This window comes from Enterovibrio norvegicus FF-33 (genome assembly GCF_000286835.2).
Classification (GTDB): domain Bacteria; phylum Pseudomonadota; class Gammaproteobacteria; order Enterobacterales; family Vibrionaceae; genus Enterovibrio; species Enterovibrio norvegicus_A.
The window spans coordinates 1,401,446-1,427,808 of the sequence record NZ_AJYD02000038.1; the positions used below are offsets into that span (position 1 = coordinate 1,401,446).

The 26,363-nt window shown below is 47.9% G+C and carries 26 protein-coding genes and 2 pseudogenes; 20 read left to right on the plus strand and 8 right to left on the minus strand.

Annotation, left to right across the window (positions count from 1 at the left end):
• The first annotated feature begins 260 nt into the window (after positions 1 to 260).
• The 13 genes and pseudogenes from urtA (at position 261) to ureG (ending at position 11,630) form a co-directional block, all read left to right on the plus strand.
• Positions 261 to 1,550 (plus strand): urea ABC transporter substrate-binding protein, encoded by a 1,290-nt coding sequence (gene urtA, locus A1OO_RS14485; protein WP_016958608.1) that lies wholly within the window; start codon positions 261 to 263, stop codon positions 1,548 to 1,550.
• A 970-nt stretch (positions 1,551 to 2,520) separates the two neighbouring features.
• Positions 2,521 to 3,396: pseudogene (urtB, locus tag A1OO_RS23955) on the plus strand (urea ABC transporter permease subunit UrtB); the annotation flags it as partial.
• A 6-nt stretch (positions 3,397 to 3,402) separates the two neighbouring features.
• Complete coding sequence (gene urtC / locus A1OO_RS14495; RefSeq protein WP_026023871.1) at positions 3,403 to 4,482, plus strand: urea ABC transporter permease subunit UrtC; 1,080 nt, start codon at positions 3,403 to 3,405, stop codon at positions 4,480 to 4,482.
• Positions 4,479 to 5,372, plus strand: coding sequence for an urea ABC transporter ATP-binding protein UrtD (gene urtD, locus A1OO_RS14500; RefSeq protein ID WP_017003440.1), 894 nt, complete (start codon positions 4,479 to 4,481; stop codon positions 5,370 to 5,372). The genes urtC and urtD overlap by 4 nt, the downstream gene beginning before the upstream one ends.
• An 81-nt stretch (positions 5,373 to 5,453) precedes the next feature.
• Positions 5,454 to 6,149 (plus strand): urea ABC transporter ATP-binding subunit UrtE, encoded by a 696-nt coding sequence (gene urtE, locus A1OO_RS14505; protein ID WP_016958612.1) that lies wholly within the window; start codon positions 5,454 to 5,456, stop codon positions 6,147 to 6,149.
• A 10-nt stretch (positions 6,150 to 6,159) separates the two neighbouring features.
• Entirely contained in the window at positions 6,160 to 7,065 is a 906-nt protein-coding gene (locus A1OO_RS14510; protein WP_017003441.1) for an urease accessory protein UreD, read from the plus strand.
• Between the two features lie 106 nt (positions 7,066 to 7,171).
• Positions 7,172 to 7,474 carry an urease subunit gamma gene (gene ureA, locus A1OO_RS14515; RefSeq protein ID WP_016958614.1) on the plus strand — a complete coding sequence of 101 codons (303 nt, stop codon included), beginning with the start codon at positions 7,172 to 7,174 and terminating at the stop codon, positions 7,472 to 7,474.
• Positions 7,475 to 7,484: 10 nt separating this feature from the next.
• The gene (locus A1OO_RS14520) at positions 7,485 to 7,871 is read left to right on the plus strand and encodes an urease subunit beta (protein ID WP_017003442.1); all 387 of its coding nucleotides are present in this window, start codon (positions 7,485 to 7,487) and stop codon (positions 7,869 to 7,871) included.
• A 1-nt stretch (position 7,872) separates the two neighbouring features.
• Positions 7,873 to 9,576: an urease subunit alpha gene (gene ureC, locus A1OO_RS14525; RefSeq protein WP_017003443.1), complete on the plus strand. Its 1,704-nt coding sequence runs from the start codon at positions 7,873 to 7,875 to the stop codon at positions 9,574 to 9,576.
• 44 nt (positions 9,577 to 9,620) lie between these two features.
• The gene (gene ureE / locus A1OO_RS14530) at positions 9,621 to 10,076 is read left to right on the plus strand and encodes an urease accessory protein UreE (RefSeq protein ID WP_017003444.1); all 456 of its coding nucleotides are present in this window, start codon (positions 9,621 to 9,623) and stop codon (positions 10,074 to 10,076) included.
• A 57-nt stretch (positions 10,077 to 10,133) separates the two neighbouring features.
• A complete protein-coding gene (locus A1OO_RS14535) occupies positions 10,134 to 10,364 on the plus strand; it encodes a hypothetical protein (protein WP_017003445.1) in 231 nt (76 codons plus the stop codon).
• Complete coding sequence (locus tag A1OO_RS14540; RefSeq protein ID WP_017003446.1) at positions 10,330 to 10,998, plus strand: urease accessory protein UreF; 669 nt, start codon at positions 10,330 to 10,332, stop codon at positions 10,996 to 10,998. The genes A1OO_RS14535 and A1OO_RS14540 overlap by 35 nt, the downstream gene beginning before the upstream one ends.
• Positions 10,999 to 11,009: 11 nt before the next feature.
• Positions 11,010 to 11,630 carry an urease accessory protein UreG gene (ureG, locus tag A1OO_RS14545; RefSeq protein ID WP_016958620.1) on the plus strand — a complete coding sequence of 207 codons (621 nt, stop codon included), beginning with the start codon at positions 11,010 to 11,012 and terminating at the stop codon, positions 11,628 to 11,630.
• 97 nt (positions 11,631 to 11,727) lie between these two features.
• On the opposite strand, the gene A1OO_RS14550 is transcribed toward ureG, so the two are convergent.
• On the minus strand, positions 11,728 to 12,678 hold the full coding sequence (locus A1OO_RS14550) for a TDT family transporter (RefSeq protein WP_035008568.1): 951 nt from the start codon (positions 12,676 to 12,678) through the stop codon (positions 11,728 to 11,730).
• A gap of 631 nt (positions 12,679 to 13,309) precedes the next feature.
• The gene (locus A1OO_RS14560; RefSeq protein WP_017003450.1) at positions 13,310 to 13,822 is read right to left on the minus strand and encodes an RNA-binding S4 domain-containing protein; all 513 of its coding nucleotides are present in this window, start codon (positions 13,820 to 13,822) and stop codon (positions 13,310 to 13,312) included.
• A gap of 833 nt (positions 13,823 to 14,655) precedes the next feature.
• Here A1OO_RS14560 and A1OO_RS14565 point away from each other — a divergent pair.
• From A1OO_RS14565 to A1OO_RS14585, 5 genes are all read left to right on the plus strand, one after another.
• A complete protein-coding gene (locus A1OO_RS14565) occupies positions 14,656 to 14,955 on the plus strand; it encodes a DUF6916 family protein (RefSeq protein ID WP_017003451.1) in 300 nt (99 codons plus the stop codon).
• Positions 14,956 to 15,090: 135 nt separating this feature from the next.
• The gene (gene modA, locus A1OO_RS14570; RefSeq protein WP_017003452.1) at positions 15,091 to 15,864 is read left to right on the plus strand and encodes a molybdate ABC transporter substrate-binding protein; all 774 of its coding nucleotides are present in this window, start codon (positions 15,091 to 15,093) and stop codon (positions 15,862 to 15,864) included.
• A gap of 3 nt (positions 15,865 to 15,867) precedes the next feature.
• On the plus strand, positions 15,868 to 16,560 hold the full coding sequence (gene modB / locus A1OO_RS14575; protein ID WP_016958625.1) for a molybdate ABC transporter permease subunit: 693 nt from the start codon (positions 15,868 to 15,870) through the stop codon (positions 16,558 to 16,560).
• Positions 16,557 to 17,663, plus strand: a complete 1,107-nt coding sequence (gene modC, locus A1OO_RS14580; protein WP_017003453.1) for a molybdenum ABC transporter ATP-binding protein ModC — start codon at positions 16,557 to 16,559, stop codon at positions 17,661 to 17,663. The genes modB and modC overlap by 4 nt, the downstream gene beginning before the upstream one ends.
• A gap of 170 nt (positions 17,664 to 17,833) precedes the next feature.
• Positions 17,834 to 18,265, plus strand: a complete 432-nt coding sequence (locus A1OO_RS14585; protein ID WP_016958627.1) for a hypothetical protein — start codon at positions 17,834 to 17,836, stop codon at positions 18,263 to 18,265.
• A 61-nt stretch (positions 18,266 to 18,326) separates the two neighbouring features.
• On the opposite strand, the gene A1OO_RS23960 is transcribed toward A1OO_RS14585, so the two are convergent.
• Positions 18,327 to 18,701: a CZB domain-containing protein gene (locus A1OO_RS23960; RefSeq protein WP_241819240.1), complete on the minus strand. Its 375-nt coding sequence runs from the start codon at positions 18,699 to 18,701 to the stop codon at positions 18,327 to 18,329.
• Positions 18,702 to 18,725: 24 nt separating this feature from the next.
• A pseudogene (locus tag A1OO_RS23965) lies at positions 18,726 to 19,409 on the minus strand (methyl-accepting chemotaxis protein); the annotation flags it as partial.
• A gap of 272 nt (positions 19,410 to 19,681) precedes the next feature.
• On the opposite strand from A1OO_RS23965, the gene A1OO_RS14595 reads away from it, so the two are divergent.
• Entirely contained in the window at positions 19,682 to 20,137 is a 456-nt protein-coding gene (locus A1OO_RS14595; RefSeq protein WP_017003454.1) for a GNAT family N-acetyltransferase, read from the plus strand.
• A gap of 146 nt (positions 20,138 to 20,283) precedes the next feature.
• Positions 20,284 to 21,840 (plus strand): BCCT family transporter, encoded by a 1,557-nt coding sequence (locus tag A1OO_RS14600; protein ID WP_016958630.1) that lies wholly within the window; start codon positions 20,284 to 20,286, stop codon positions 21,838 to 21,840.
• Positions 21,841 to 21,937: 97 nt separating this feature from the next.
• Here the strand turns inward: A1OO_RS14600 and A1OO_RS14605 are convergent, their stop codons facing one another.
• The 4 genes from A1OO_RS14605 to A1OO_RS14620 all read right to left on the minus strand — a co-directional run bounded on the left by A1OO_RS14605 (position 21,938) and on the right by A1OO_RS14620 (position 26,309).
• Positions 21,938 to 22,546, minus strand: a complete 609-nt coding sequence (locus tag A1OO_RS14605; RefSeq protein ID WP_016958631.1) for a nucleotidyltransferase family protein — start codon at positions 22,544 to 22,546, stop codon at positions 21,938 to 21,940.
• Positions 22,543 to 23,571 (minus strand): XdhC family protein, encoded by a 1,029-nt coding sequence (locus A1OO_RS14610; protein ID WP_017003455.1) that lies wholly within the window; start codon positions 23,569 to 23,571, stop codon positions 22,543 to 22,545. The genes A1OO_RS14605 and A1OO_RS14610 overlap by 4 nt, the downstream gene beginning before the upstream one ends.
• Positions 23,572 to 23,641: 70 nt before the next feature.
• Positions 23,642 to 25,840, minus strand: a complete 2,199-nt coding sequence (locus A1OO_RS14615; protein ID WP_017003456.1) for a xanthine dehydrogenase family protein molybdopterin-binding subunit — start codon at positions 25,838 to 25,840, stop codon at positions 23,642 to 23,644.
• 1 nt (position 25,841) lies between these two features.
• Positions 25,842 to 26,309, minus strand: a complete 468-nt coding sequence (locus A1OO_RS14620) for a (2Fe-2S)-binding protein (protein ID WP_017003457.1) — start codon at positions 26,307 to 26,309, stop codon at positions 25,842 to 25,844.
• Between the last annotated feature and the right edge of the window lie 54 nt (positions 26,310 to 26,363).

The window sequence follows — 26,363 nt, forward strand, 5'->3', positions numbered from 1 at the left end:
GTCTAGCCTGAACGGATTCATTTCGCCGTATTAACCCTACGATGCACGGTATAAGTGCATGTCCTAAGTGGTGCAGTGTTTTGATTCATCTGCACCAAAACAAAGCGAGTGCAAATTTTAATCTTAAGTTTAAGGGGGCAATGTTCGGTTAAATATCACGCTGTTTTTCATTGCCTTACAATATTTATGCGAGGTAAATCCTATTGTTGGCAAGCCTTTTGCTCTTGAGTTCCACAGGTACTCATTAAGGAGCTGTTGCAATGAAAGGAAGTAAGGTTGCATTAAATTGGGTAAGTGCGATTGCACTCGGTGGGTTGTCCCTTCAGGCAGTCGCAGCGGAAGACACCATTAAAGTGGGCGTGCTTCACTCGTTGTCAGGGACGATGGCGATCAGTGAGACGACGTTGAAAGACACCGTCCTCATGATGATTGACGAGCAAAACAAGAAAGGCGGTTTATTGGGCAAGAAACTAGAGGCGGTTGTCGTTGACCCTGCATCTAATTGGCCGCTGTTTGCTGAAAAAGCGCGAGAGTTAATTGAAAAAGAAGACGTCGATGTCGTATTTGGGTGCTGGACGTCAGTGTCTCGTAAATCCGTACTGCCTGTGTTTGAAGAGCTAAACAGCCTGCTGTTTTATCCTGTTCAGTATGAGGGTGAAGAGTCTTCAAAAAATGTGTTCTACACTGGTGCTGCACCAAACCAACAAGCAATTCCCGCCGTGGATTATCTTAAAGATGATCTCGGTGTGAAACGCTGGGTTTTAGCGGGCACTGACTACGTTTACCCTCGTACCACCAACAAAATTCTTGAAGCCTATCTTCTCAACAATGGTGTCGCTCAAGAGGACATCTTGATCAACTACACGCCATTCGGCCATTCCGATTGGCAGTCCATCGTTTCTGATATCAAGAAATTCGGTGCTCAAGGCAAGAAAACGGCCGTGGTTTCTACCATTAACGGCGATGCGAACGTGCCTTTCTACAAAGAACTGTCCGCACAGGGTGTGCAAGCAGAAGATATTCCCGTCGTTGCATTCTCTGTTGGTGAAGAAGAACTCTCCGGTATGGATACGTCAGCCTTAGTGGGTCACCTTGCCGCATGGAATTATTTCATGAGTGTCGAAACCGACGCCAATGACGATTTCGTTGAGCAGTGGCATGCCTATATCAAAGACGACAAACGCGTGACCAATGACCCGATGGAAGCGACTTATCTAGGGTTCAACATGTGGGCAAAAGCGGTTGATAAAGCGGGTACGACAGACTCAGATGCGGTGCAAGAAGCCATTATTGGCGTGACGGTACCTAACCTGACGGGCGGCTTTGCCACCATGATGCCTAACCATCACATCACCAAACCAGTACTGATTGGCGAAATTCAAGACGATGGCCAGTTTGTGACGGTATGGGAAACGCCAGATGTTGTCGCAGGCGATGCATGGTCTGATTTCCTGACAGGTTCTAAAGACCTGTTTGCGAGCTGGTTGAAACCGATGTCTTGCGGAAGCTTCAATGTGACAACAGGGCAGTGTTCAGGTGTGACTGAATAACACGGCTCAAAGACCAATAATCGCGGGTGGATACGGACATCGCTCGCTTACTCGTTACTCCTTGTATTTGCCTGCCTTGTGGAGCCGTCTCCAACAAACGTCCGCATTGGCAGGATTTTTTCAAAGGTATGTCTTTATGTTAAAGCAGACAGCACGATGGAATGACGTCTGTAAAATTTTGAGTTGCCTGATACTGGCATTCGCACTTCCGTTTGGCGCTCTCGCACAAACTTCTTCTCTATCAGAACCAGAGCAATTGGCGTCGGAAGAATCTTCAGAAAATGTCTCTGTTAAAACATTATGGCTAACTCAAATCGCCCCATTACTTACCAGCAAGTCCTTTTCTGATAAAGAATTGGCGGTGCAGTTTATTGCTGCATCCGATCATCCAGAGAAAGGGAAAATCTTAACGGGATTACTTGCTAAGCAGGTTATCTACAACAAAGAAGACAAATCCGTTTGGTTTATTGAAAATCTTCCTTTGGGAAAAGGCAGTGAAGTTATCAACCTCAGTTCTGGTGTGTCTACGGTGGTAGAAAAGAAACGCCAATACCGCACCGTGACACTCAATAACAACATGCGTACTCAAATCAAAACATCACTCGCGACGGCGGCACTGACCAGTGACGATCTTGAGGAAAAAAGGGCAGGTGCGAAGCGAATGATGGGGCAAGTGGACAGTGAGCTTGCTTCGGTTATTTCAGATTTGATGAACACTGAAAGTGACGCTGTCACAAAGAAATATTTACACACAGCGCTGTCAATTACTCAGCTAGATGGACAAGCATCGACGGCAGAAGTGCTCATCGCCATAGAGCAGTTGCAAGCCTCTGGGTTGGCGGAAGCCTTTGAAGCGTTGAAATCAACGAATGCACAAACCACTGGGGAAACACCCGATGAGATCCAACAAGCCTTAGATCGCGCCATCTCTAGCTTTGAAGAAACGCAGCGCGTGGTCAATATTGCGCAAACGCTATATTTCGGTTTGAGTCTTGGCTCGGTGTTAGTGCTTGCGGGGATTGGTCTTGCCATCACTTTTGGTGTGATGGGCGTGATCAATATGGCGCATGGCGAGTTAATCATGATAGGTGCCTATACCACCTATGTGATGCAGTTGCTGCTGCCTGATTTCAGTGGTGTCGCATTGATTCTGTCGATTCCCGCTGCGTTTATCGTTTCCGGCCTTGTCGGTGTTGCGATTGAACGTTCGGTTATCCGACATCTTTACGGTCGCCCTCTCGAAACACTTCTGGCAACCTTTGGTATCAGCCTGATCTTGCAACAGGCTGTTCGTTCTATTTTCTCTCCTTTAAACCGTTCAGTCAGCACACCAGAATTTATGAGCGGCATGATTGAAATCACCCCCATGCTGCAACTGACCGCCAGCCGAATGTACATCATCATTTTCTGTTTGATGGTGTTCTTTGCGCTGCTGTTTATTCTCAAGCGTACCTCGCTTGGGCTGCAAGTTCGCGCCGTTTCCCAAAATCGACCGATGGCTCGTGCCATGGGTGTGCGCTCGGAATGGGTCGATATGGCCACATTTGGGCTTGGTTCTGGTGTTGCAGGCGTCGCTGGGGTCGCGTTATCTCAGCTCACCAACGTCGGGCCCAACATGGGGCAAGCCTACATTATTGATTCATTCATGGTGGTGGTTTTCGGTGGCGTTGGAAACCTGTGGGGCACGTTGGCTGCAGGTCTCAGCCTTGGCGTGTTTAACAAAATTCTCGAGCCATGGGCGGGCGCGGTACTCGCCAAGATATTGGTTCTGGTGTTCATCATACTTTTCATTCAAAAGCGCCCGAAAGGATTATTCCCTCAGCGCGGCCGCATGGCGGAGGACTAATCAGTGATGGAAAAGCAATTATTCGATAGATCGACTGTCATCCTCATGGTGCTGCTGACGTTAACCGTCATTCTTGTGCCAGTGATGAACCTTTGGGTGCCTGAAAGCAGCCCGCTTCATTTGGAAACTTACACGGTGTCGTTGCTGGGCAAGTATCTGAGTTTCGCCATTCTCGCTTTGGCTGTGGATCTAGTATGGGGCTATTTGGGTATTCTGAGCTTGGGTCATGCTGCGTTTTTTGCGCTGGGTGGCTATGCCATGGGCATGTACCTGATGCGCCAAATTGGTGATCGCGGTGTCTACGGCAACCCAGAATTACCTGACTTCATGGTGTTTCTTAACTGGCAGGAACTGCCGTGGTTCTGGCAGGGGTTTGACCAATTTTGGTTTGCCTGTTTGATGGCCGTTGTCGTTCCCGGTGTATTGGCCTTTGTGTTTGGTTGGCTGGCGTTTCGTTCCCGCGTTTCTGGGGTTTATCTTTCGATCATGACACAAGCCATGACTTTTGCGCTAATGCTGGCTTTCTTTAGAAATGAAATGGGGTTCGGTGGGAACAATGGCCTGACCGATTTCAAAGATATTCTTGGCTTTAGCCTGCAAAGCGATACCACCCGAATCAGTTTGTTCGTGGTGACGGTCATCGCGCTGATGCTCTGCTTCATGTTGTGTCGCGCTATTGTAGTGAGTCGTTTGGGCGCACTGACTATTGCTATTCGTGACGCAGAATCTCGTACCCGTTTCGTGGGCTATGCGGTAGAGAAAAGCAAACTTTGGTTGTTTGTTTTATCAGCCGCCATCGCGGGTGTGGCTGGCGCGCTTTACGTACCACAAGTCGGCATTATTAACCCCGGTGAATTTGCACCGCTCAACTCAATTGAAGTCGTCGTTTGGGTCGCATTGGGCGGCAGGGCCACGTTATATGGCGCCATTATCGGCGCGATTCTCGTCAACTATGCCAAAAGCTGGTTCACGGTGGAATTTCCCGAAGTTTGGCTGTTTGCACTCGGTGCGCTGTTTGTTCTTGCCACGCTTTATCTGCCCAAGGGCGTCAGTGGCATATTGCGAAGACAAGAGGTGAATTCATGATGTCTAGAACGCTTTGGAGTGAAGCCATTAACCACCCAAAAGAGCAATTACCAGACGTGCGCGGTAGCCATGAATTTATCAATGATCTGACGCGCCGTGATCAGGTGTTTAGTTTTTTGAAACCGCCGTTCAATCCCAAGGTAAATGTGAAAAACAACATGCTGCTGTATGTCGAAGGTGTGTCGGTGTCATTTGACGGATTCAAGGCAATTAACGATTTGAATCTTTATATCAAAGAGGGCGAACTGCGCTGTGTGATTGGGCCTAATGGTGCCGGTAAAACCACCATGATGGACATCATTACAGGGAAAACCAAACCCGATCAAGGTGAGGTGTGGTTGGGGCAGCAACTTAACCTACTCAAGATGGATGAAGCCCAGATCGCGAATGCAGGCATTGGAAGAAAGTTTCAAAAACCGACCGTGTTTGAGGCGCTTACCGTATGGGAAAATCTGGAACTAGCAATGGCGGGTGATAAAGGCACTTGGCACTTGTTTCGCGCAGTGCTTTCGAGTGATCAGAAATGCGACATCATGCAGGTGCTGGAGCTTATAGGCTTAGACACGCACTACAAAATGCAAGCAGGCAAGCTGTCTCATGGGCAAAAGCAATGGCTAGAAATCGGCATGTTATTGATGCAGAAACCGCGATTGCTGCTGGTGGATGAACCTGTGGCGGGCATGACGCACCAAGAGATGGACAGAACCGCTGAGTTACTGCTGTCGCTGGCGGGTAGTCATTCGATCATGGTCGTGGAACACGACATGGATTTTGTGCGGAGCATTGCCTCTAAGGTGACAGTGCTTCACCAAGGACACGTGCTAGCAGAGGGCAAGATGAAAGACATTCAAGATGACCCGCGGGTGCGCGAAGTGTATCTGGGTCAATAGTGTCTGTTTGGGGCAAAAGATTATGCCTGCACAGGGCAATAGTTGGCTGTGTGCAGCGAGAACAAAAAGAAAGGTAACGTCATGCTGAGTGTGAATGGATTGAATCAGCGATACGGTGAAAGCCAAACGCTTTGGGATTTGTCTCTGAATGCGCCAAAAGGAAAGTGCACTGTGGTGATGGGGCGAAATGGTGTCGGGAAAACCACCTTACTGCAGAGCATCATGGGATTGCTAACCGTCGATAACGGCGACATTTTGCTGGAAGGCGAGAATCTAGTGGGTCATCGCGCGGAAACGCGTCCGCGATTAGGCGTGGGCTATGTGCCCCAAGGGCGACAAATATTTCCGCGACTCACTGTTGAGGAAAACTTAGAAATTGGCTTACCGATACGCCCGAAAAACGACAGGAAAATTCCTGCGTTTATTTATGAATTGTTTCCTGTTCTTGCGGAAATGAAAAAGCGTTTTGGCGGTGATTTATCGGGTGGACAACAACAGCAACTCGCGATTGCTCGCGCACTGGTGATTGACCCAAAACTCCTCTTACTGGATGAGCCTACGGAAGGAATTCAGCCCAACATTGTTCAGGAGATTGGCGACATCATTGTCAACCTTAACCAAGAGATGGGACTCACGGTCATTCTGGTTGAGCAAAAGCTCCCGTTTGCCCGCAGAGTCGGCGACAGGTTCTGTCTGCTCGATCGCGGTCGAGATGTCGCCAGTGGTGAAATGAACGATCTGTCAGATGATCTGATCCGTCAGTACTTGACGGTGTAAAGGAGAGCAAATGGCGCAGACCGTGATTGATTGGCCTGTTGATCCTGTGAATCGTGATATGGCTTCCCGTTGCTGGGAAGCTGAGCTTCGTCTAGGTTTTGTCACTCGAGGTGATAAAACGGTTCTCAAAGATCGCACCCATAAAGGCCCTTTGGCTGTACAGAGATCTTTGTATCCTGAAGGCGGGGTCTGTCATACACATCTGTTACACCCACCGGGTGGGGTGGTGGGCGGTGATTCATTGGATGTCACCGTCGGTCTAGCTAATGGCGCGCAAGCACTAATAACTGCGCCAGGCGCAACGCGATTCTATCGTTCGGATGGACGAGTGGGTTCGTTAAAGCAAACCCTGACTGTCGATCAACATGCTCGCCTTGAATGGCTTCCCCTTGAAAATATCGCGTTTCCTAACGCCCGAGTTTTCACCCGCACCCACATTTCTCTCACTGCGCAATCTCAGTTCATTGGCTGGGATGTGTGGACGCTCGGTCAGCCGGCTACTCACACACCGTTTGAAAATGGCGTCATTGATGGCATGACCACCGTCACGGTGGATGATCGTCTGATCCTATGCGAACGCTTGCGAGTTAACCCTGAACAATCACGCTTCCCCGCCGCGGGTCTGCGATCTCTTCCTGTTTGCGGCACGCTTATCGCTCATGGTGATGCAGAAATCTTAGCGGCATTGCTCAAACAGTGGTGGGGCGAGCATAAACAGCAAGGGATAACGAGAGCCGAGCTTTCGCAAGTGGCAGAAATTGAACTCGGTATTACTCAGATAGATGGCGTATTGATCGTTCGTGCGTTGGGACAAAAAACCGATGCGCTTTTTCAGATCTTTGCCTTGTGCTGGCAGCAGATTCGTCAGCACTGGACTGGCGAGATGCCAGATATTCCGCGTATTTGGCGGACATAGAGCCTTTGCTGGCATAAGAACGTGAGCGGGAATAAGAATGCAGGCTTTCAAAGCAGCAACAAGGACGTGACCTGATACACATTCGACATATTTAGGAGTGAGCACCATGGAGTTGACACCCAGAGAGAAGGACAAGCTGTTGCTGTTCACGGCTGCGCTCGTGGCAGAGCGACGTAAAGACCGTGGCTTGAAGCTGAATTACCCCGAATCGGTTGCGCTGATCAGCGCCGCGATAATGGAAGGAGCACGTGACGGAAGAACCGTGGCGGAATTGATGGATTTTGGCCGCACGATTTTGACCGTTGACGATGTCATGGAAGGCGTCCCCAGCATGATTCATGACGTGCAAGTCGAAGCGACCTTTCCTGACGGTACCAAATTGGTCACCGTCCATGATCCGATTGTGTGAGGGCAGAGACATGTCTCAAGCAGGTAATTCTTCCAGTACTACATCGTCAATAACCTCGGCATTTACACCGGGCGAAATTCGAGCGAAAGACGGTGACATTGAGATCAATGCCGGAAAAACGTTGGTCTCAATAGATGTCGCTAACATTGGTGATCGCCCCATTCAGGTAGGGTCCCATTATCACTTTTTCGAAGTGAATGACGCCTTAACGTTCGACCGAACGGCGGCACGTGGTTTTCGACTCAACATCCCATCTGGCACAGCTGTTCGCTTTGAGCCAGGGCAAAGCCGCACAGTAGAGCTGGTGGCTTATTCAGGAAGCCGCACTGTTTATGGGTTTCAGGGCAAAGTCATGGGGCCGTTAGATGGCGCTGTAAACACGAATAAGGACGACTGACATGGCACGAATTTCGCGTAGGGCGTATGCCGAAATGTTTGGGCCAACCACCGGCGATTGCGTGCGGTTGGCGGATACCGATCTTTGGCTCGAAGTGGAAAAAGACTTCACTGTGTACGGCGATGAAGTGAAATTTGGCGGCGGTAAAACGATTCGCGATGGCATGGGGCAAAGTCAGTGTCCGAGCGATGAAACGCCGGATCTCGTGATCACCAATGTCGTCGTGCTTGATTACTGGGGCATTGTCAAAGCCGATGTCGCAGTAAAAGGCGGTCGCATTGCGGGTATCGGAAAAGCCGGTAATCCTGACATTCAGGACAATGTCGACATCATCATTGGTCCCGGAACAGAAGTGATCGCAGGTGAAGGCCAGATCTTAACCGCTGGTGGCGTTGATTCGCACATCCATTACATCTGCCCACAGCAGATAGAGGAAGCGCTGACCTCCGGTGTGACAACCATGATTGGCGGCGGCACCGGCCCAGCAACGGGCACGAATGCGACAACGTGCACACCCGGGCCTTGGAACATCCACCGTATGCTCGAGTCATTGGATGCCTTTCCGATGAACTTTGGCATATTGGGCAAGGGTAACGCGAGTTTACCTGACGCGTTAGAAGAGCAAATCGCGGCTGGCGCATGTGGGTTGAAACTCCATGAAGATTGGGGCTCAACACCTGCCGCTATCGATAACTGTTTAAATGTTGCTGATCTTACGGACGTTCAAGTCGCTATTCACACAGATACGCTCAACGAGTGTGGTTTTGTGGAAGCAACCTTGGGTGCGATTGGCGATAGGGTGATACACACTTATCACACGGAAGGCGCGGGGGGCGGTCATGCGCCAGATATCATGAAAGCAGCAGGGCTGCCAAATGTCCTGCCTTCATCGACCAACCCGACACGCCCTTATACCGTCAATACGGTAGACGAACACTTAGACATGCTGATGGTGTGTCACCACTTGTCGCCGTCCATCGCTGAAGACATTGCCTTTGCGGAATCTCGCATACGCCGTGAAACCATTGCCGCCGAAGACATGCTCCATGACATGGGCGCGTTTTCGATGATCTCGTCAGATTCTCAAGCCATGGGGCGAGTCGGTGAAGTGATTATCCGAACTTGGCAGACCGCGCACAAAATGAAAGTACAGTTTGGCGCATTAGGCTCAGACCCTAGCCACAGCGACAATTTTCGTATTAAACGCTACGTGGCGAAATACACGATCAATCCCGCGGTTACCCATGGTATGGCCCACGAGATTGGCTCAATCGAAGTGGGTAAATTAGCCGACTTAGTACTGTGGAAACCCGCGTTCTTTGGCGTTAAACCCGCACTCGTGATCAAAGGTGGCTTGATTGTTACCGCGCCGATGGGTGACCCCAATGGATCAATTCCTACGCCACAACCTGTGCACTATCGTCCGATGTTTGGCGCTTACGGTGCGGGGCCAGCTCAAAGCTCGCTGTTGTTCATGTCACAGATGGGCGTCGATAACGGAGTCGCCGACATGTTGCAGTTGAAAAGTGGTGTTAGTGCGGTGAAAAATTGCCGAAACATCAGCAAGAGCGACATGAAGTTGAATGACTGGCAGCCGAATATCGAGGTGGATCCTCAAACCTATGAAGTGCGTGCCGATGGCCAATTATTGGTGTGTCAGCCTGCCGATGTGCTGCCAATGGCACAACGCTATTTTCTGTTCTGAGCAGTTTCCGGCTTTTAACAAACTGTTTATTAAAGGGAAAAGGAATGATCGAATTCACACAAGTTATCAATGTTCCAGCGGATGCTGAAAGCCTGCCTACGGTGCATCTCGGCATTGATGCTCGCATCAAGAGTCGAATCAAAATCATGCTAGATGATGGTCACGAAGCGGGATTGTTTTTGCCGAGAGGCATCACGCTTCGTGACGGTGATGTATTGGTTTCTACTGACGGTACGAAAGTACGAATCGTGGCAGCCGACGAAAAGGTGTCAACGGCGCATGCAGACAGCGCACATTTGCTGGCACGTTTGAGTTATCACCTTGGTAATCGCCATGTGCCTTTGCAGGTGGGTGATGGCTGGGTGCGCTATCAACATGATCATGTATTAGACGAAATGGTGGGATTGCTCGGCGGGAAAGTGCTTGTCGAAATGGCAGCGTTTGAACCCGAGGCTGGCGCTTATGGCGGCCAATCTTCAGGTCATCACCATCATCACTAAGTGAAAAAAACACGACGTTTAGCCATACGAATAACAATGGAAAAGTGGAGTAAGAACATGGAAAAGAGCACCTTATTTGCCGCCTTATTCGCGGTCTTGATTGCATCAATGGCGATGCCAGTCAATGCGCATCCACATAAAGAATCCGCCAGTGGCGATACCATCGTCAATACGGTCATGCATGATCATGCGGGTGGCGTGGATACATTGAAGGCATGTGTTGGAAAAGAGGATGAAAAAGAGACATCAGCTGATGACTGCAACGTATCGCCTGTTTCAACTCATTAGTCCGTCCCTGCCTGTGGGTGCGTTCAGCTACTCACAGGGGCTGGAATGGGCCATTGAATGTGGCTGGGTTGCTGATGAGCAGGCATTGTCTGATTGGCTACAAAGTCTGGCGTATGACAGCTTGCAGCAACTGGAACTGCCTGTCTTGCGACGTTTGTACAAGGCGTTTGAGGCTTCTGACAAAGAGGCGATCGAGTACTGGTGCAATTGGCTTTATGCCAGTCGCGAAACGTTGGAATTGCGTCAAGAAGAGATCCAGCGCGGACGGACTATGGGAAAATTGCTGATCAGGCTCGAGTTGATCAATGAAAAGCATGAGTTAGTGCCGTCGATCACCAAAAGCCAATTGGCGGGCTTTGCGTATGCAGGGTTGAAATGGGGCATTGATGAAGACAGCCTTTGTCATGGCTATGCATGGAGTTGGCTCGAAAATACCGTTGTGGCAGGGGTGAAAATGATCCCGCTGGGGCAAACATCCGGTCAAAAAGTATTGATGGCATTAACACCGAGTTTAGAACGTGCGGTAGATGAATCAAAAACAATCAGTGATGACAACGTGGGCAGTTTTGCGATTGCGCAGGCGATAGCTTCAAGTTGTCACGAAACTCAGTATTCACGACTTTTCCGCTCATAAGGAGATGAACAATGAACGATAAACAGCCATTGCGTGTTGGTGTAGGTGGTCCTGTAGGCTCAGGCAAAACGGCGTTGCTTGAGGTACTTTGTAAAGCCATGCGTGATGATTATTCGCTAGCGGTGGTCACCAATGACATCTACACCCGTGAAGATCAGCGTATTCTGACCGAAGCGAAAGCGCTCGACGCTGACAGGATAGTGGGCGTGGAAACAGGAGGCTGCCCGCATACTGCCATTCGTGAAGATGCGTCGATGAATCTTGAAGCGGTGGAATCATTAGCGAAGTTACACAAAAACTTGGATTTGGTGTTCATTGAGAGCGGCGGTGACAACCTGAGTGCCACATTCAGCCCAGAGCTTGCTGACCTGACCATTTATGTGATTGATGTGGCTGAAGGCGAAAAAATCCCACGTAAAGGTGGGCCGGGCATTACGCGATCTGACCTGCTGGTGATCAATAAGATTGACCTAGCACCTTATGTTGGCGCGGATCTGGATGTGATGGATTCAGATACAAGGCGGATGCGACCCAATAAGCCGTATGTATTCACAAACCTCAAAAAGAAAATAGGGCTTCCTGAAATTATTCATTTTCTGGAAACGGAAGGGATGTTAAACAAAGCGGGTTAATCCCGCTTTTTCTTATTTATCTTTTTCAGTGCCAAGCCAAGCCAAGCCAAGCCAAGCCAAGCCAAGCCAAGCCAAGCCAAGCTAAGCCAAGCCAAGCCTATCGACCAAATCCATAATGGCGAATGTAGCCAATGCTTACCCAACTCACCAGCAGTGTGGCGACAGTTAGCTCAATCAAGCCTAAACGCTCTAGCCAAGACCAATGTGGGAAATCTGTTCCTAGCCACAGAGTGAGTCGTTCCATAGCAACGGCACTAATGACAGAAGGAAAGGTTAGTGCTGCCAGCGTGGGCTGGAAGGGCTCTCTTAACAAGTCGAAGTAACATAGGTAGACAAACAATGTCATCATGATGCCGACGCCAGCAAGCGCACCCGCCAGAACAGGGTCAGGGTTAGGAAGATTAACCAAATAGGCCGTCAATGCGAGATTGACGGGTGCAGCCATGATCGCTAACACGGGGCGAGAGTTTCTCGGTAGACTGTCTAAAAACACAAGTCGATACAACACAAACGGAAGCATACAGAAGTAGGCACCAATGCAGATGTGCGCAAGCAGGGTTGATTCGTCACCAAAGCCCAATTTTGGTCCAGCCAATGTACTGCTGATCAACCCTACCGGATATAAAAACCAGCTTGGATAAATATTCGATTTCTCAAACGATTTGAGCTGGTAGAAGAAGAAATAGCACATCATAAAAAGGTGCATTGCCATCGCGGGATACCAAACGAAGACAGCAGCTTTTACGCTCATCTCGCTCAGAAAATCAGCCATGAGCAGCAACGACATGGTCATTGGTGCCATTAGGCTGCCATACAGAGGATCACGAAGGTCTTGAAAGAATCGTTTTGGTTCAAGCGCGTATTTCAGCCAAACAGGGCCAATCAGTAAAATACCGATGATAGAAAGCAGCGGTCGAGAGATGGAGCCTGTGAGGGGGTGGTATAGCGACCAAGCAACGCCCAATCCAAAGTATGCCATCGCCAATGATGCTTGAGCGGTAGGAATAAATCGAAATGGTGAATGAAAAACTGTCAATCTGGCATCCATGGAGTTTTGATAGCGCGGGTGAATAGGAAGCTATTATACGCGGTCATGGTGCGCTTGCGATGGCGCATTAATATTTCTTTTTGATTTTAAATAGCTATGCGAAAACTTTGCCATTTTCATAACGACACGTGATGCCAAACCCGCATATAACATGGGCTGTAAAGCATAATGCTTGCCGATAATGAGTGACCAACCCGACAAAAAACTGTTTTCTGAAACCGGATCACATTCATGAAAATGTGACGTGGCGCGTTTGGCAAGTTTTCTTATACTCAAATTGCACCCAAACATGACTGACGAATGAGGATGAGCTCCAAGCTCGGCGAAGCCAGAAAGCAACAGACTGGCGCTGATACTGGGTTGCACAACAATTTGGAATGTTACACTGGCGTAGGAATACGCATCGTAAGTGAAAGTAGACCTTACTGTCCGATAGAACCCATGCAATGAAAAGCACGAGGTAGGAAGCTCAGCGTAGTGAGCATAGTAAGGCAAGTTTTGTTAGGTACCACCACACAGTATTAGATTTTAAACTTTTTAGAGCTAATCAAAAAGCCACCTTAATAGGTGGCTTTTTCTATTGGTAAATTCTATTGGTAAATTGATGACTGCTTACTTAATCCGATGGGCATTAGAAAGTGATGGACGAACGCCCTGTAGCTGCGTCATTTTTTGGCTTGTCTTCTGCAGGTTTGTCCGAATTCACTGTCTTGGCGCTAGCACTCAGTGACGACTTGGCACTTTTGCTCAATTTACTCGCCGCTTTCTTGTCCACTTTCTCGGGTTTAGCCTTTTTAGCTTGAGCGTTTTTCGCTGGCTTTTGTGTTTTAGCTTTTGGTTGAGCCTGTGGTTTTTTCTCGACTGCGGCAGGCTTTGGTTTTCTTGGTTCTACTGGTGTTGGCGGCTCGTCGCACAGTAACACGTAAAACTCTTCGTTAAACTCAATTACATCACCGTCATGGATCTTACGGCGCTTGCGCGTTTCGACTTCACCATTGACGACAACATAGCCTTCAACGATAGCCATCTTTGCTTCGCCACCACCGCTAACGGCGTTGGCGATCTTCAATACTTTGTAGAGTTCTACTGGGTGCGCTGACACTTCGACGCCAATGGCCTCGATTTCAATCTCTTCTTGAGACATGTTTGTTACTCTTTTACAGGTAGATGTGCGGAGTGTAGCTGAACTCGGTCAAAGATAGCAGCGAGAAATGGCGGTTTGAGGTGTTTGGCTGTGAAAGCGTTAATGGGCAACAAGCTTTAAACTGAACTGTGATGACGCCAGTATGCTTGGGGCGAGATTCACTTGAAACTTGCAATCTAATGTAATACAAATACATTTATCGTGATGGTGTTTGGAATTTTTCCAATTATTCGCTGTCATATCTTTAGCTGCATTATGCATATCTGAGTATACACACCACTCTAGAAGAAGTGCTCCTCTAAAAAAGCGAGGGGATACGTCATTCATTGACACTATGCATACATGAAGTGTTTTTATATCAATCAGGAAGTTAACGGTGTGCGCTGTCTAAACAGTGTGGGTGTTGTTCGCTTGTTTAATACCTGAACTAATAATAAGAGGTGTTTATTATGACTAATAAAGCCAGACGCCTGTGGTTCTATCATCAAAATAAACCGCAAAATACGCGTCCTTTGAAAATGCGTTGATCGCAGCAGTACCAGAAACGTCACTTGGCGTTTCTGGTTTAATACTCCATCTTCATTTTTATCTTTCCTACTCCCCATAAAACGACCTTTAAAACTGATTCATTCATTCGCCCTTGATTCAAGTCGCCACTTTTTCAATAATTTTTGGGGCAACTGTCAGAAAATCATACTTAAAATCAGTTTGTCACTCGGCTTGTGGCTACACTTTAATCACTGCTCACTCATCGAAATTGTGTGAACCATGAAACTGGATAAATTTGGCTTCACCACGATGATATTGCCAACATGGATGTCGGGAGAGAAAGAATGAATGTGTTGTCTTGGGATAATATTTCCAAGTTGACTGGACAGACAGTTCAGTTAATTGACGGTGCAGAAAACGAATATGACGTATTGGTTGAATCAGTACGTGAAGAAAGTGGAAATGGCACTGAGATTGATGGGCGTTTAGTCGAACATTTTACCATGGTGCTTGTCGGGCCAGCTGATACTGAATTTCCACAAGGGAACTACCTCATCTCTCACTCTTCAATGGGTCAGCAAATTCTCTATATGCTGGTGGCTGGGGATAACAGATATACGATCGTCATCAATACTGAGGCGTAGCACGAATTTTGTATTGCTTTGGTGGCTTTGCCAGCAAATGAATTCTCTCTGAACCAGCATCTTGAGTTTGCTCGGGTATGTCGCTTAAATAGTTGTTATGATAGTGCCTTTCTGTCGCGTACACGTAGGGCTCGTATGCAACGCTGCTTCCTGTTAATACTTACCGCATTCTCTTTGTTTGCAGGCTCTGTCGCCGCAAGCGATAGGGTTTTGGTGTATGCCGCTTCCTCGATGACCACAGCATTGAATCTCATCGCCCAAGAGTATGAGCGCGAAACGCAAAAAAAAATCACAATTTCTTATGCATCTTCCTCAGCCTTAGCGCGTCAGTTAGCGTACGGTGCGCCCGCAGATATTTATATTTCAGCCAATGAAAAATGGATGGATTATGCGATTTCTGAAGCGGTTATTGATCCCGTTTCTGTGTCGCCTTGGGTAGAAAATGCCTTGGTGCTGATTGCGAACCCTGACGACGCTGAGACTATCAGTTTGACGCCTGATGCTTTACTAAAAGCTATTGGCAGCAGTCGTATTGCTATTTCTGATCCGAGTCATGTGCCTGCGGGTATTTATGCCAAAGAAGCGCTTCAATCACTTGGCATTTGGCATTCGCTGAAAAACAAAATGGCGTTTTCAAACAGTGTTCGAGCCACTTTGGCATTGGTCGAGCACGGTGAAGCGCCACTGGGCATTGTGTATCGCTCTGATGCCATAGCGTCGCCTTCGGTAAGTGTTGTGGCAGATATTCCTAATAACACTCATACGCCAATCGTTTTCCCTAAAGCGTTAACTACCGACGCGACGCTCGCTGCGCAGCCTTTCTTTGACTACTTAGATTCCAATCAAGCGAGAATCGTTTTGCGTGATAACGGATTCATCGTGATCAACAAACCACTAGAGCACCAATAAGACATGTTTTTAACCCCCGTTGAATGGGAAGCACTGTCCCTCAGTTTGAAAATTTCCTTGGTCGCTGTGGCTGTGAGTTTGCCGCTGGGTATTGCCGTGGCATGGGTTCTCGCCAGAAAGCAGTTTGTTGGGAAATCGTTATTAGATGGATTTATTCATCTTCCTCTTGTGTTACCTCCTGTCGTGATTGGTTATTTGCTTTTGGTTGTTATGGGGCGGCGTGGCGTGGTTGGACAGTGGCTGTATGACACGTTCGGTGTGACGTTCTCGTTTAGCTGGAAAGGCGCAGCTTTGGCGTCTGCTGTTGTTGCGTTCCCTTTATTGGTAAGAGCGATTCGACTGTCGTTAGAATTGGTCGATCAGCGGCTTGAAGAGGCCGCACGAACACTGGGAGCGTCACGATGGCGCGTTTTCTACTCCGTGACCTTGCCTCTGATTGCGCCGGGGATTTTATCTGGATTTGTATTGGCGTTTGCGCGAAGCCTGGGTGAATTTGGGGCAACCATTACGTTCGTTTCCAATATCCCGGGGGAGACACAAACCATACCACTAGCCATGTTTGCCTTTCTCGAAACACCGGGTGCAGAGCAAAGTGTGGCGAGATTATGTGCGATCTCCATTGTGATCGCGCTGCTGTCTTTGTTTGGGTCTGAATGGTTAAGCCGAAGAATGAAGCGAAGGATGGGCATTAAATGATCGCCTTAGATGTGTCACTCCAAAGAGAAGATTTTTCGCTGTCATTGATTGCATCCATTCCATCTACTGGGATCACCGCGGTTTTCGGACGATCGGGTGCAGGCAAAACGTCGTTGATTAACGCAATAAGCGGTTTAGTTACGCCAGATTCAGGCAGTATTCGCATTGGAAGCAAAGTACTGTTTGACAGCACTGCTGGTGTCAACTTGCGGCCAGAGCAACGACGCATCGGTTATGTGTTTCAAGATGCCCGGCTATTCCCTCATATGTCTGTGGCGAAAAACCTCAATTATGGAAGCAAAGTATCCAATAGCGACAAATTTAACGAGGTTGTTTCCTTGCTAGATATTGGCGCGTTACTTTCTCGTTATCCTAATGACTTATCCGGGGGAGAAAAACAGCGTGTTGCCATTGGTCGCGCACTATTGTCAGACCCGGAAATTCTGATCATGGACGAGCCAACGGCCTCGTTGGATAAGCCCCGCCGACAAGAACTCATCTCCTATCTATTGCGTTTGGCTCAGACATTACATGTCCCTGTCATATATGTTAGCCATAGTTTGGATGAAATATTACAGCTTGCTGACCATATGTTGCTGTTGGAAAAAGGTGAGGTTATCGCCAATGGTTCGTTACATGATGTTTGGGGGTCACTACCCATGCGCCCATGGTTGGCAGCGAAAGAACAGAGTGCACTGGTTACAGCGACGGTTGTTGGCTCTCATCCTGTTTATGCGATGACACAGTTAGATCTAGAAGGGCAGCCGCTGTGGGTGACAAAAGTCGACGAGAATGCTGGCGCGTCGGTTAGGTTGCGTATTTTCGCTAACGATATCTCTATTGCAAAAACACGCTCTAATGACACCAGCATTCGCAATGTGATCCCGTCGGTTATTCAGTCAATTGAGAGCGCTACCTCTTTATCATCAGAGAGCGGCTATTGTCAGTTGGTGTTGCGAGTCGGTAACGAAACATTGCTTGCAAACATTACTCAGTGGGCATTGGATGAACTTGGCTTATTGGAAGGTCAGGAAGTTTATGCACAGTTAAAAGGAGTGAGCATCGCCCGTGGCGACTTAGCCCACGATCATCGCAATAACTAACAATTTACTTGCGCACTTTGATTCAATTTTCAGTAGAATCTGCCGATTCCGTACAGTGTGTGCTATGTGCCGCAAAACGGAGGGGTAAGACAGCGTAAAAAAGCGTAATCACGTGCGAATTGGATACCCTCAAAGGGTAACGGTTTGAGATGAGCAAGTAGGAGAAATAAATGTTTGCATGGCTAACCGGCTTGTTTAAGAAAGAAACGATCAAGTCGACTGAGTGGGTAAAGAAGCTCATGCAAGCGAACCGTTCGGGTAGTTACAGCAAGTACAAAGAATACTACGACAAGCATGTCTTTCGAATTCATAATTCTTATCACAAAGATTTCTTAAGATTCGAGCGATTCGCTACCCAAAGCTACAAGAAAAATGATCAGCGTGCATTTATGGCGATTAAAACCGCGATGTACGCACAAAAACTGGGTCAAGTTAAAGTAGCGGCGTGTTTGACTGCATCGGTAATTAATTTAAATAAGACGCTGGTGGAAACTAGACAGGTTCAGTTGCATCCAAGATTGCAACGGGCAGCGTTGGCACTGCACAAACAGATTGTTGAATCACATTCAAAATCAAAGAAGCGAAAAATGGAAAAAGCCTGAATATTCAGGCTTTTTTTAATTGCTGACGAGCAGCGTAACGAACACATTCCTAAACGAACGATTAACTCGCGCTTTCAGAAATAAGTCTATCAATGGCGGTTGTGACTTGAATGCTGCCCTCTTCCATCATCCTTAGATGACCAACCATTGAATGAAAATCACCACGCTTTCCTGCATCAAGTGCAAGACGGCCTGATTCGTGAACTTGTTTATGTGGCGAATCGATAGCGATGAAGGAAGGCAATGAATTAAAGTGCTTAGCGCCTTCACCTTCAAAGTACCATTTCCCTAAACGACATTCGGTATGGCGGTTAACTTGCTGAGAATAGTCGCTGTTGCTGACATATTTATAGACTGAGCTTTTCCATACGGCATGATCCAGTTTTACTGTGTTAAGAAACGATGAAACTGCGGCATTTTGGATAACGCGCTGCATGTTCTTTGATTTATCGATCACTTGATAAACGACAGTCTCAATCTGTGTTGATGAAGTGGCAACATCTTCAGCACCATGCTGGCTTTCTTCAACCAAAGCTTGGATATCACGGTTCTGCGCGATGACTTTTTTAACTAGCGCTTCGATTTGGCTGCTTGCTTCTCCGGCTTTTCTCGCTAATTGTCTCACTTCGTCAGCTACCACGGCAAAACCTCTCCCTGCGGCGCCTGCGCGTGCAGCTTCAATCGCGGCATTAAGGGCCAGAAGGTTGGTTTGTTCCGATATCTCTTTTACAGCCGAAACAAATCGACTGATAGATGTAGTTGTTTCCGTGAGTTCGGCAACCGCGGATTGGTTACGTTGTGCTTCTTCAGTGATTCGATTTGCTCGCAAAGACAGATTTGATATTGCAGAAAGGGTTTGTGCGAACATATCGTCAAGCGCAGCCAACTCGTTTTTTTCAGCAACAAGAATGTCGGCATTGCTGAGGAGACCTTCTCGGATCGTTTCCAACATTTGAGCACCTTGCTGTTGGCACTGACTTGTTTTTAATAGGTCTTCGATACGAGTGTGTAATATCGAAGCTTGTGCATCTTTTTCTTCGATTTGTTGCTCCAACACGGTTAGCTTTTTTTTGTAATTCGTTTCAAGCTCACACAACCTAGCGGTAAGTGCCATTTCGCGTTCTTTGTTGTTCCAAAATGCCATGCTTTGTTTCCTTGGGATGAGAATTCGCTCGTCGAATATGGCGTGATTCTATTGAATAACTTGGCTAAAAACACGTATAAATACTCAGTGTTTACCTGTTTTATTGTCGTTAATGTGTAACGAAGGTTTAGTCAGTGGCATGTGTGAAGCACCACCTCTCTATTTGTTGTTTTATCGAGGGTTTATTGTTTTGTTGAAGGGTCGTTTTCGTTAATGTAATGTGTGGAATCGGTGGCGCTTTCGTCGTTATATATCTATCCCAAAGGTGACTAATGGATTACTTAGTGAAGCTTTACCAAAACCCATTTATAGAAAGTGCAGCATTAATAAAAGCGGTGACGATTAGAAAGCCGATCGGGCCAGAAAAGCACATGCTGCTGGATTGGATTGAAACCCATTTTAATGAAAAATGGCGGAGTGAAGCGGACACTGCTTATTCACGTAAAAACAGCCTTTTTATCGCCATTGAAAATAACGAAATATTGGGATTTTCGTGCTTTGATGGCACCGCGAAAGGGTTCTTTGGCCCTCTGGGTGTGAAAGAAAATGCGAGAGCAAAAGGAGTGGGCAGACAGTTACTGCATAAAACACTGATAGCGATGAAAGATTATGGGTATGGCTATGCCGTCATTCCCACGACGAGTGAAGATTATTACCGCAAATACTTAGATCTCATTGAGATAAACGGCTCTGAAAAAAGTGTCTATCATGACATGATTTCAAATTAACAATATAAAACAAATGGTTGGATTTCTATTTTGTGTTTTGAAAGGCTGTGAATGTAACGAAAATTCATTAGGACACGAATAAAGTGATGGAGATCACCGAAATGTGCTGGTAGAGTTCCATCCCTCACGCCCACAGTGAGAGCAGCATGACTTTTAAATCTCTAATTTCTAGCGATAAACTTGTTTCAACATTGACCATCGGTTTCTTTTCAGCATTTCTATTGGCCGCGACAATGGATATCTCGCGCTTCTCGGAAATCATCAATACACTTTTTGCAAAATCCGCGCATTTTTTCGGACCGTTTTGGCAGTGGCTAATGGTCGGGAATTTCCTTTTGGCACTTTTCATCGCGATTTCTCCTGCAGGTCGTATGACATTGGGCAATAAGACTCAACCTGATATCAGTACCTTCCGCTGGTTGTCGATGATCATGTGTACCTTGCTCGCGGGTGGCGGCGTTTTCTGGTCGGCGGCTGAGCCTGTCTACCACTTCATCTCTGCACCACCAGCATTTTCCGAGTTAAGTTCAACCACAGAAGGAGCAGTGTCTAGCGCGTTAGGGCAAAGCTTTTTCCATTGGGGTTTTCTTGCTTGGGCAGTGTTAGGGACGTTGTCGACCATCATTTTGATGCACGCTCACCACAAGAAGGGCTTGAAACTTCGTCCACGTGCGTTGCTTTATCCCCTATTTGGCAAGAAGCTGGAAAACCATTGGTTTGGTGCGGTTGTAGATACTTTCTCGATTGTAGGTGTTGCAGCCGGCACCATTGGTCCCATTGGGTTTCTGGCTAGTCAATTAGGCTATAGCGTTGAATCCTTGTTTGGCGTGGCAAATACGCTAACGCTTCAAATCGGCATTCTGTTTGCCGTCGTTGCTGTGTATTCCATTTCGGCCTTCACGGGGATGGATAAAGGGTTGCAGTGGCTATCCAAAATGAATGTCATCGGTGCTGTCGCGCTTTTGGTCGCGGTACTCATACTCGGCCCAACGACGTTCATTTTTGAACAATTCGGCTCGGCGTTCGGCAGTTATATTGTGAATTTCCCAGCTTTGAGTTTGGGCGACCACAGTGCGGGTTGGATGACAGGATGGACGTGGTTCTTTTGGGGTTGGTTTATCGGCTTTGCGCCGATGATGGCAATTTTCATCGCTAAAATTTCTGATGGCCGAAGTATTCGTAATTTGGTGTTTGCGGTGGCTATCTGTGCGCCGATTGCGACGAACTTTTGGTTTAGTGCACTAGGCGGTACAGGTATTTTCTTTGAGCTGTCTCAGCCGGGTAGTATTTCTGGTCCCCTTGCCGAGGCAGGCTTACCTGCAGTGCTGATCGCTATGCTACAGCAGTTACCACTTCAGGCGATTTTAGTGCCAGCGTTCTTAGTTTTGACGACCACATTCGTGGCGACAACGGGTGATTCTATGGCGTATTCTATTGCTGTAGTGACGTCAAAAGATGCGACGCCTTCTAAATATCATCGTTTGTTTTGGGCGATGACATTGGGTGTTGTTGCGGCGGTATTGCTGTTGGCTGGTGAAGGTGGCTTGGGTGCTCTTCAGTCGTTCATCGTGATCACGGCGGTTCCTGTTTCTTTGCTGGTTGCTTCGACATTGATTTGTGCACCGATCACCATTCGTCAGATGATGATTCAAAGCAAACAGGAAAACTCGAGCAATTTAGCTTCAGCCACGCCTTGTTCTTAATAGAGGCAGGCAACGCAGAGTAGGCCGTTACGTGAAAAAAGCCATCCGCATAGGATGGCTTTTTGCTATCTATCAATCTCATTATCTCTGCATTAAATCACCAATATGACGACATGTTGTTGAGATAGTGAACGTAGTTATCGAGATCTTCTTGCGTGTCGATATCGATGTTGCACTGGTCTAGCACCAGCTTGTCAATTAAGTGTGCTTTATCCATTAGTAATGCTTTGGCACCGTGATCACCTTGTAGTGCTTTTAGCTCGCTAAACACATTGGCGCTAATAATGGCTGGAACGCCTATTGTGTCTGGATATTGGCAGCAAGCGGCATCGGAGTTGTGGCGTTCATAGACCTGACAAAGCAGCGCTATGTTGTCGCCCGTAATCGCGGGTTGATCGGCAAGAAGAAATAAAATTGCTTCATAATCATCGCCAAGCGTATTCGTTACGCTGGCAATCACATCACCCATCCCGCTTTGCCAGTTTTCGATAAAGAGAAGACGTGCATTCCAAGCGTTGTCTTGGGCTGCTTGAGCAAGCTCGTTATGCCAATAACCCGTGGCAACGAAAACGTCAGGCGTGGCAGTTTTTGCTGCTTCAATAGCAGATTCAATTAATGGTCGATCGTTGATCAGGGCGAGTGCTTTACAGCTGCCAAACCGCGAAGATCGACCCGCGGCAAGAACTACGGCTGCGATTTTTTTCATTCTGATAGGGCACCACTGAACGACATGGCGTTCGCGTTATTAAGCGTTGCAATACATTCTGAAAGCATAGAGATTGCGATACCTTCTGGCAATGCTGCACCGAGTTGCAAACCGGCAGGGGCGTGTAATTTGCAGGGGAATTGTGACAAAGATAACTTTGCAATGGCCAGGACTTCGTCTTTGCGATGAACGGGGCCGAGTAATGCAAGGTAGCGAATGGACGACGTTTTTAGTGCTGAGAGGACAGAGGCATCGAGTGAAACGCTATGTGTCATCACTATGGCGGCATCAACACCGTACTGTTGACAATATGTATCGAGTAAATCGGCGGATGATCGCAAAATCTCATCCACATTTCCGAAGTATTCACGACGCGCGTTGGCGGGTCGAGGATCCCAAACTGTCACTTTCCATCCAAGCTGATGGGCAAGGTTCACGAGAGGTATTGCGTCAAACCCTCCGCCTGCGACCATCAAATGTACGGGTGGCTGAACATAGGTTTTAAGCCATGTTTGTTTGCCTTCTTGCACCTTGCTTGCAATTGTTTCTTTATCACTGCGAAGGTGGTGAGCAGCGATGGAAGGAACGAACTGGGCGTCAATTTCATCATCGTTCGTCGGAATTCTCTGAAAATAATGACCCGATTTTCTCGCGGAGAGATGTTGATACAAGGTGTCTAGCGCAAGGTAATCGTTATTGGCTGAAATTGGGTGCAACATGATATGCACCGTTCCTCCGCACCCAATGCCGAGTTGAAAAGAGAGGTCATCTTCATCTTGGCTGTCATAAACCATTGTCATGGGACGACCCGTCGCCATCACTTTCTTGGCATGACGCTGAATGTCAGATTCCAAACATCCGCCACTTAACATGCCCAACTGTTGTCCAAAACTGTTGAACAACATCATGGCGCCAGCTTTGCGGTAGCAGGGGCCTTCGGTTTTGAAGACAGTGCCGAGCACCCACTCGGCATTGTCTTTTTCGGGATACCACTGACTCAACAAATGAAGAAGATGGTTGGACATGTTTATGCTTCCGTACCTTGTTGATGGCAATCGGTAAGTATTCGTTTACTACTGTTCAAGCTACTACGACCTACGACAGTTTCATCGGCAAGTCATAAAGACGTTTCCCCGTAGCGGCAAACACAGCATTGGCAACAGCCGGCGCAATGGGCGGTGTACCCGGTTCCCCCACACCCGTAGGGGCTTCTGCACATGGCACAATATGCACTTCAATTTCTGGCATTTGTGTTTCTCTGAGAACCAAATAGTCGTGGAAATTGGATTGCACCACAGCACCGTCTTGTAAGGTGATTTCGCTCATGAGCGCAGGTGACAAGCCAAAGCCAATACCTCCCTGCATTTGTGCTGTGATGATGTCAGGATTAACAGCCACGCCACAATCAACAGCGCATACCACACGGTCTACCTGAATCTGTCCATTCTTGACGGTCACTTCGACCACCTGAGCCACGTAACTGTTGAACGACTCGTGAACTGCAACGCCGCGTCCTCGACCTTCAGGTAGTGGCGTTCCCCAACCCGCTTTTTCAGCGGCGAGTTTGAGCACTCCAAGATGTCTAGGGTGATTTTTGAGTAGTGCCGCTCTGAATTCGACGGGATCTTTGCCTGCTGTATAAGCGAGTTCGTCAAAGAAAGTCTCTGTGGAAAAGGCGTTGTGGGTATGCCCAACGGATCGCCACCACAAGACTGGAACCGGTGAAGTGACCGTATGAAGCTGAACTGAAAAATTGGGTATGGCATAAGGAAGTGTTGATGAACCTTCCACTGATGACGCATCAACACCACCATTTACCATAAATTGTTCAAAGGGTGTGCCTGCAGCAATCGACTGTCCGACAATTCGTTGCTCCCACGCTTCAATGTTTCCATCTGCATCAAGTGACCCACGAATTTTGTGTACATACATAGGGCGGTAGTAGCCCGCTCTCATGTCGTCTTCGCGAGTCCAAACCAGCTTAATAGGCACATTGGGTAGCTTCTTGGCTATGTGTGCGGCTTCGACAACATAATCTGACTTCGGGTTGCCTCGACGACCAAAACTACCACCAGCAAAGAGTGTATTAATGCTGACATTTTGCGGTTTTAGCCCCAACACGGTTGCCACCGAAACTTGGTCAATGGTTTGAAGTTGTGCGCCGTACCATAGCTCCGCTTTGTCGCTATCTGCAAGGATCACACAGTTCATTGGTTCCATCGGTGCATGGGCGAGGTAAGGGAAATAATACGTGGCTTCAACCACGGTCTTGGCTTTAGACAGGACCTCCGACGCATCACCATCGTTGCGTGCCGACAGGCCGGGCTTATTCGCCAATGCTGTATATTCTGCCTTCATTTCTGCTGTGTTTTTCTTGAATGCCGACCTGTCCCATTCGATTGTTAGCTTGTCGCGGCCAACTTTTGCACTCCAGAAATCCGTGGCAATCACAGCAATGCCGGTGGGAATTTGTACTACATCGACCACGCCCGGTGATTGCTTGGCGGCTGTTGAATCAAACGACACGACTTTTGCATCGAACGCTGGAGGGTGTGCCACCAGAGCAGTAAGCATACCTTCAAGCTGGACATCTTGGGTATAAACCGCTGTGCCGTTGCTTTTTCCTTTATCTTTTCGAGGCGTGCCTGTTTTACCGATAAGGGTAAATTGCTCGGGAGACTTTAATGTTATTTGCTCATCTGTCGGTACATTCTGTAACGCAGCGAGCTCTGCCATTTGACCAAAGGTGGCTGATTTCCCAGTGGTTTGATGGGAGATAACGCCTTGGTTGACGACGATTTTATCGATGGGAGCTTCCCATACTTTCGCTGCCGCATTCACCAACATGGACCGCGCTTTCGCGCCCGCATATCTCATCTGCATAAAGGAGTTGGCAATAGCAGTACTGCCGCCTGTTCCTTGAACTGGCCCAAATAACAGGTTGTTGTATTCCTTTGCATTGGCAGGTGCAGCTTCTGTGGTGACTTTTGCCCAATCTGCATCGAGTTCGTCCGCTACAATCGTGGCTAAACCTGTTGTCACGCCTTGCCCCATATCGAGATGTTTGATGACAATGGTGACGGTGTCATCTGCACCAATGCGAACAAAGGCGTTAGGTGAGAAAGGCGCTCCTGCCGTTTCTGACGCTTTTGCAGCGATACTCGGTAAATGAATGCCCAGTGTGAGTCCTGCACCTGCCGTTGTCAGCAGTTTGATAAAGCCGCGGCGGCTGGTGCCTTCTTCGTGACCGCTTTCTGTCTTAAGAGGGTCATATCCTTTAAGGTAATCTCTCATGTTATGCGACCTCATTTAGCGCGGTAGCCGCATCTTTAATTGCTTGGCGGATACGCACATAGGTTGCACAGCGGCAGATGTTTCCGGACATGGCAGCGTCAATGTCTGCATCTGACGGAGAGGCGTTGTTGGCAAGAAGTGCGCTAGCAGCCATGATTTGCCCTGACTGGCAGTATCCACATTGAGGCACTTCCAACTTTTCCCACGCGGCTTGAATAAGATCCGCAGCCTTTGATTCAATACCTTCGATGGTCGTGATTTGTTGACCAACAACGGCTGAAATAGGGGTAACACATGAACGTATAGGCTGGCCTGCCATATGCACAGTGCAAGCGCCACATTGCGCTAATCCACAGCCAAACTTTGTACCCGTGAGTTGTAGATTATCGCGAATAGCCCAAAGCAATGGTGTATCGGCGGGAATATCGAGATTGTAATCTTGTCCGTTGATATTGACGGAAACGGCCATGGTTATCTCCTTCCTAGGGTCGGCAGCGTTGTTCTTTTTCCTTTGAGAGGAACG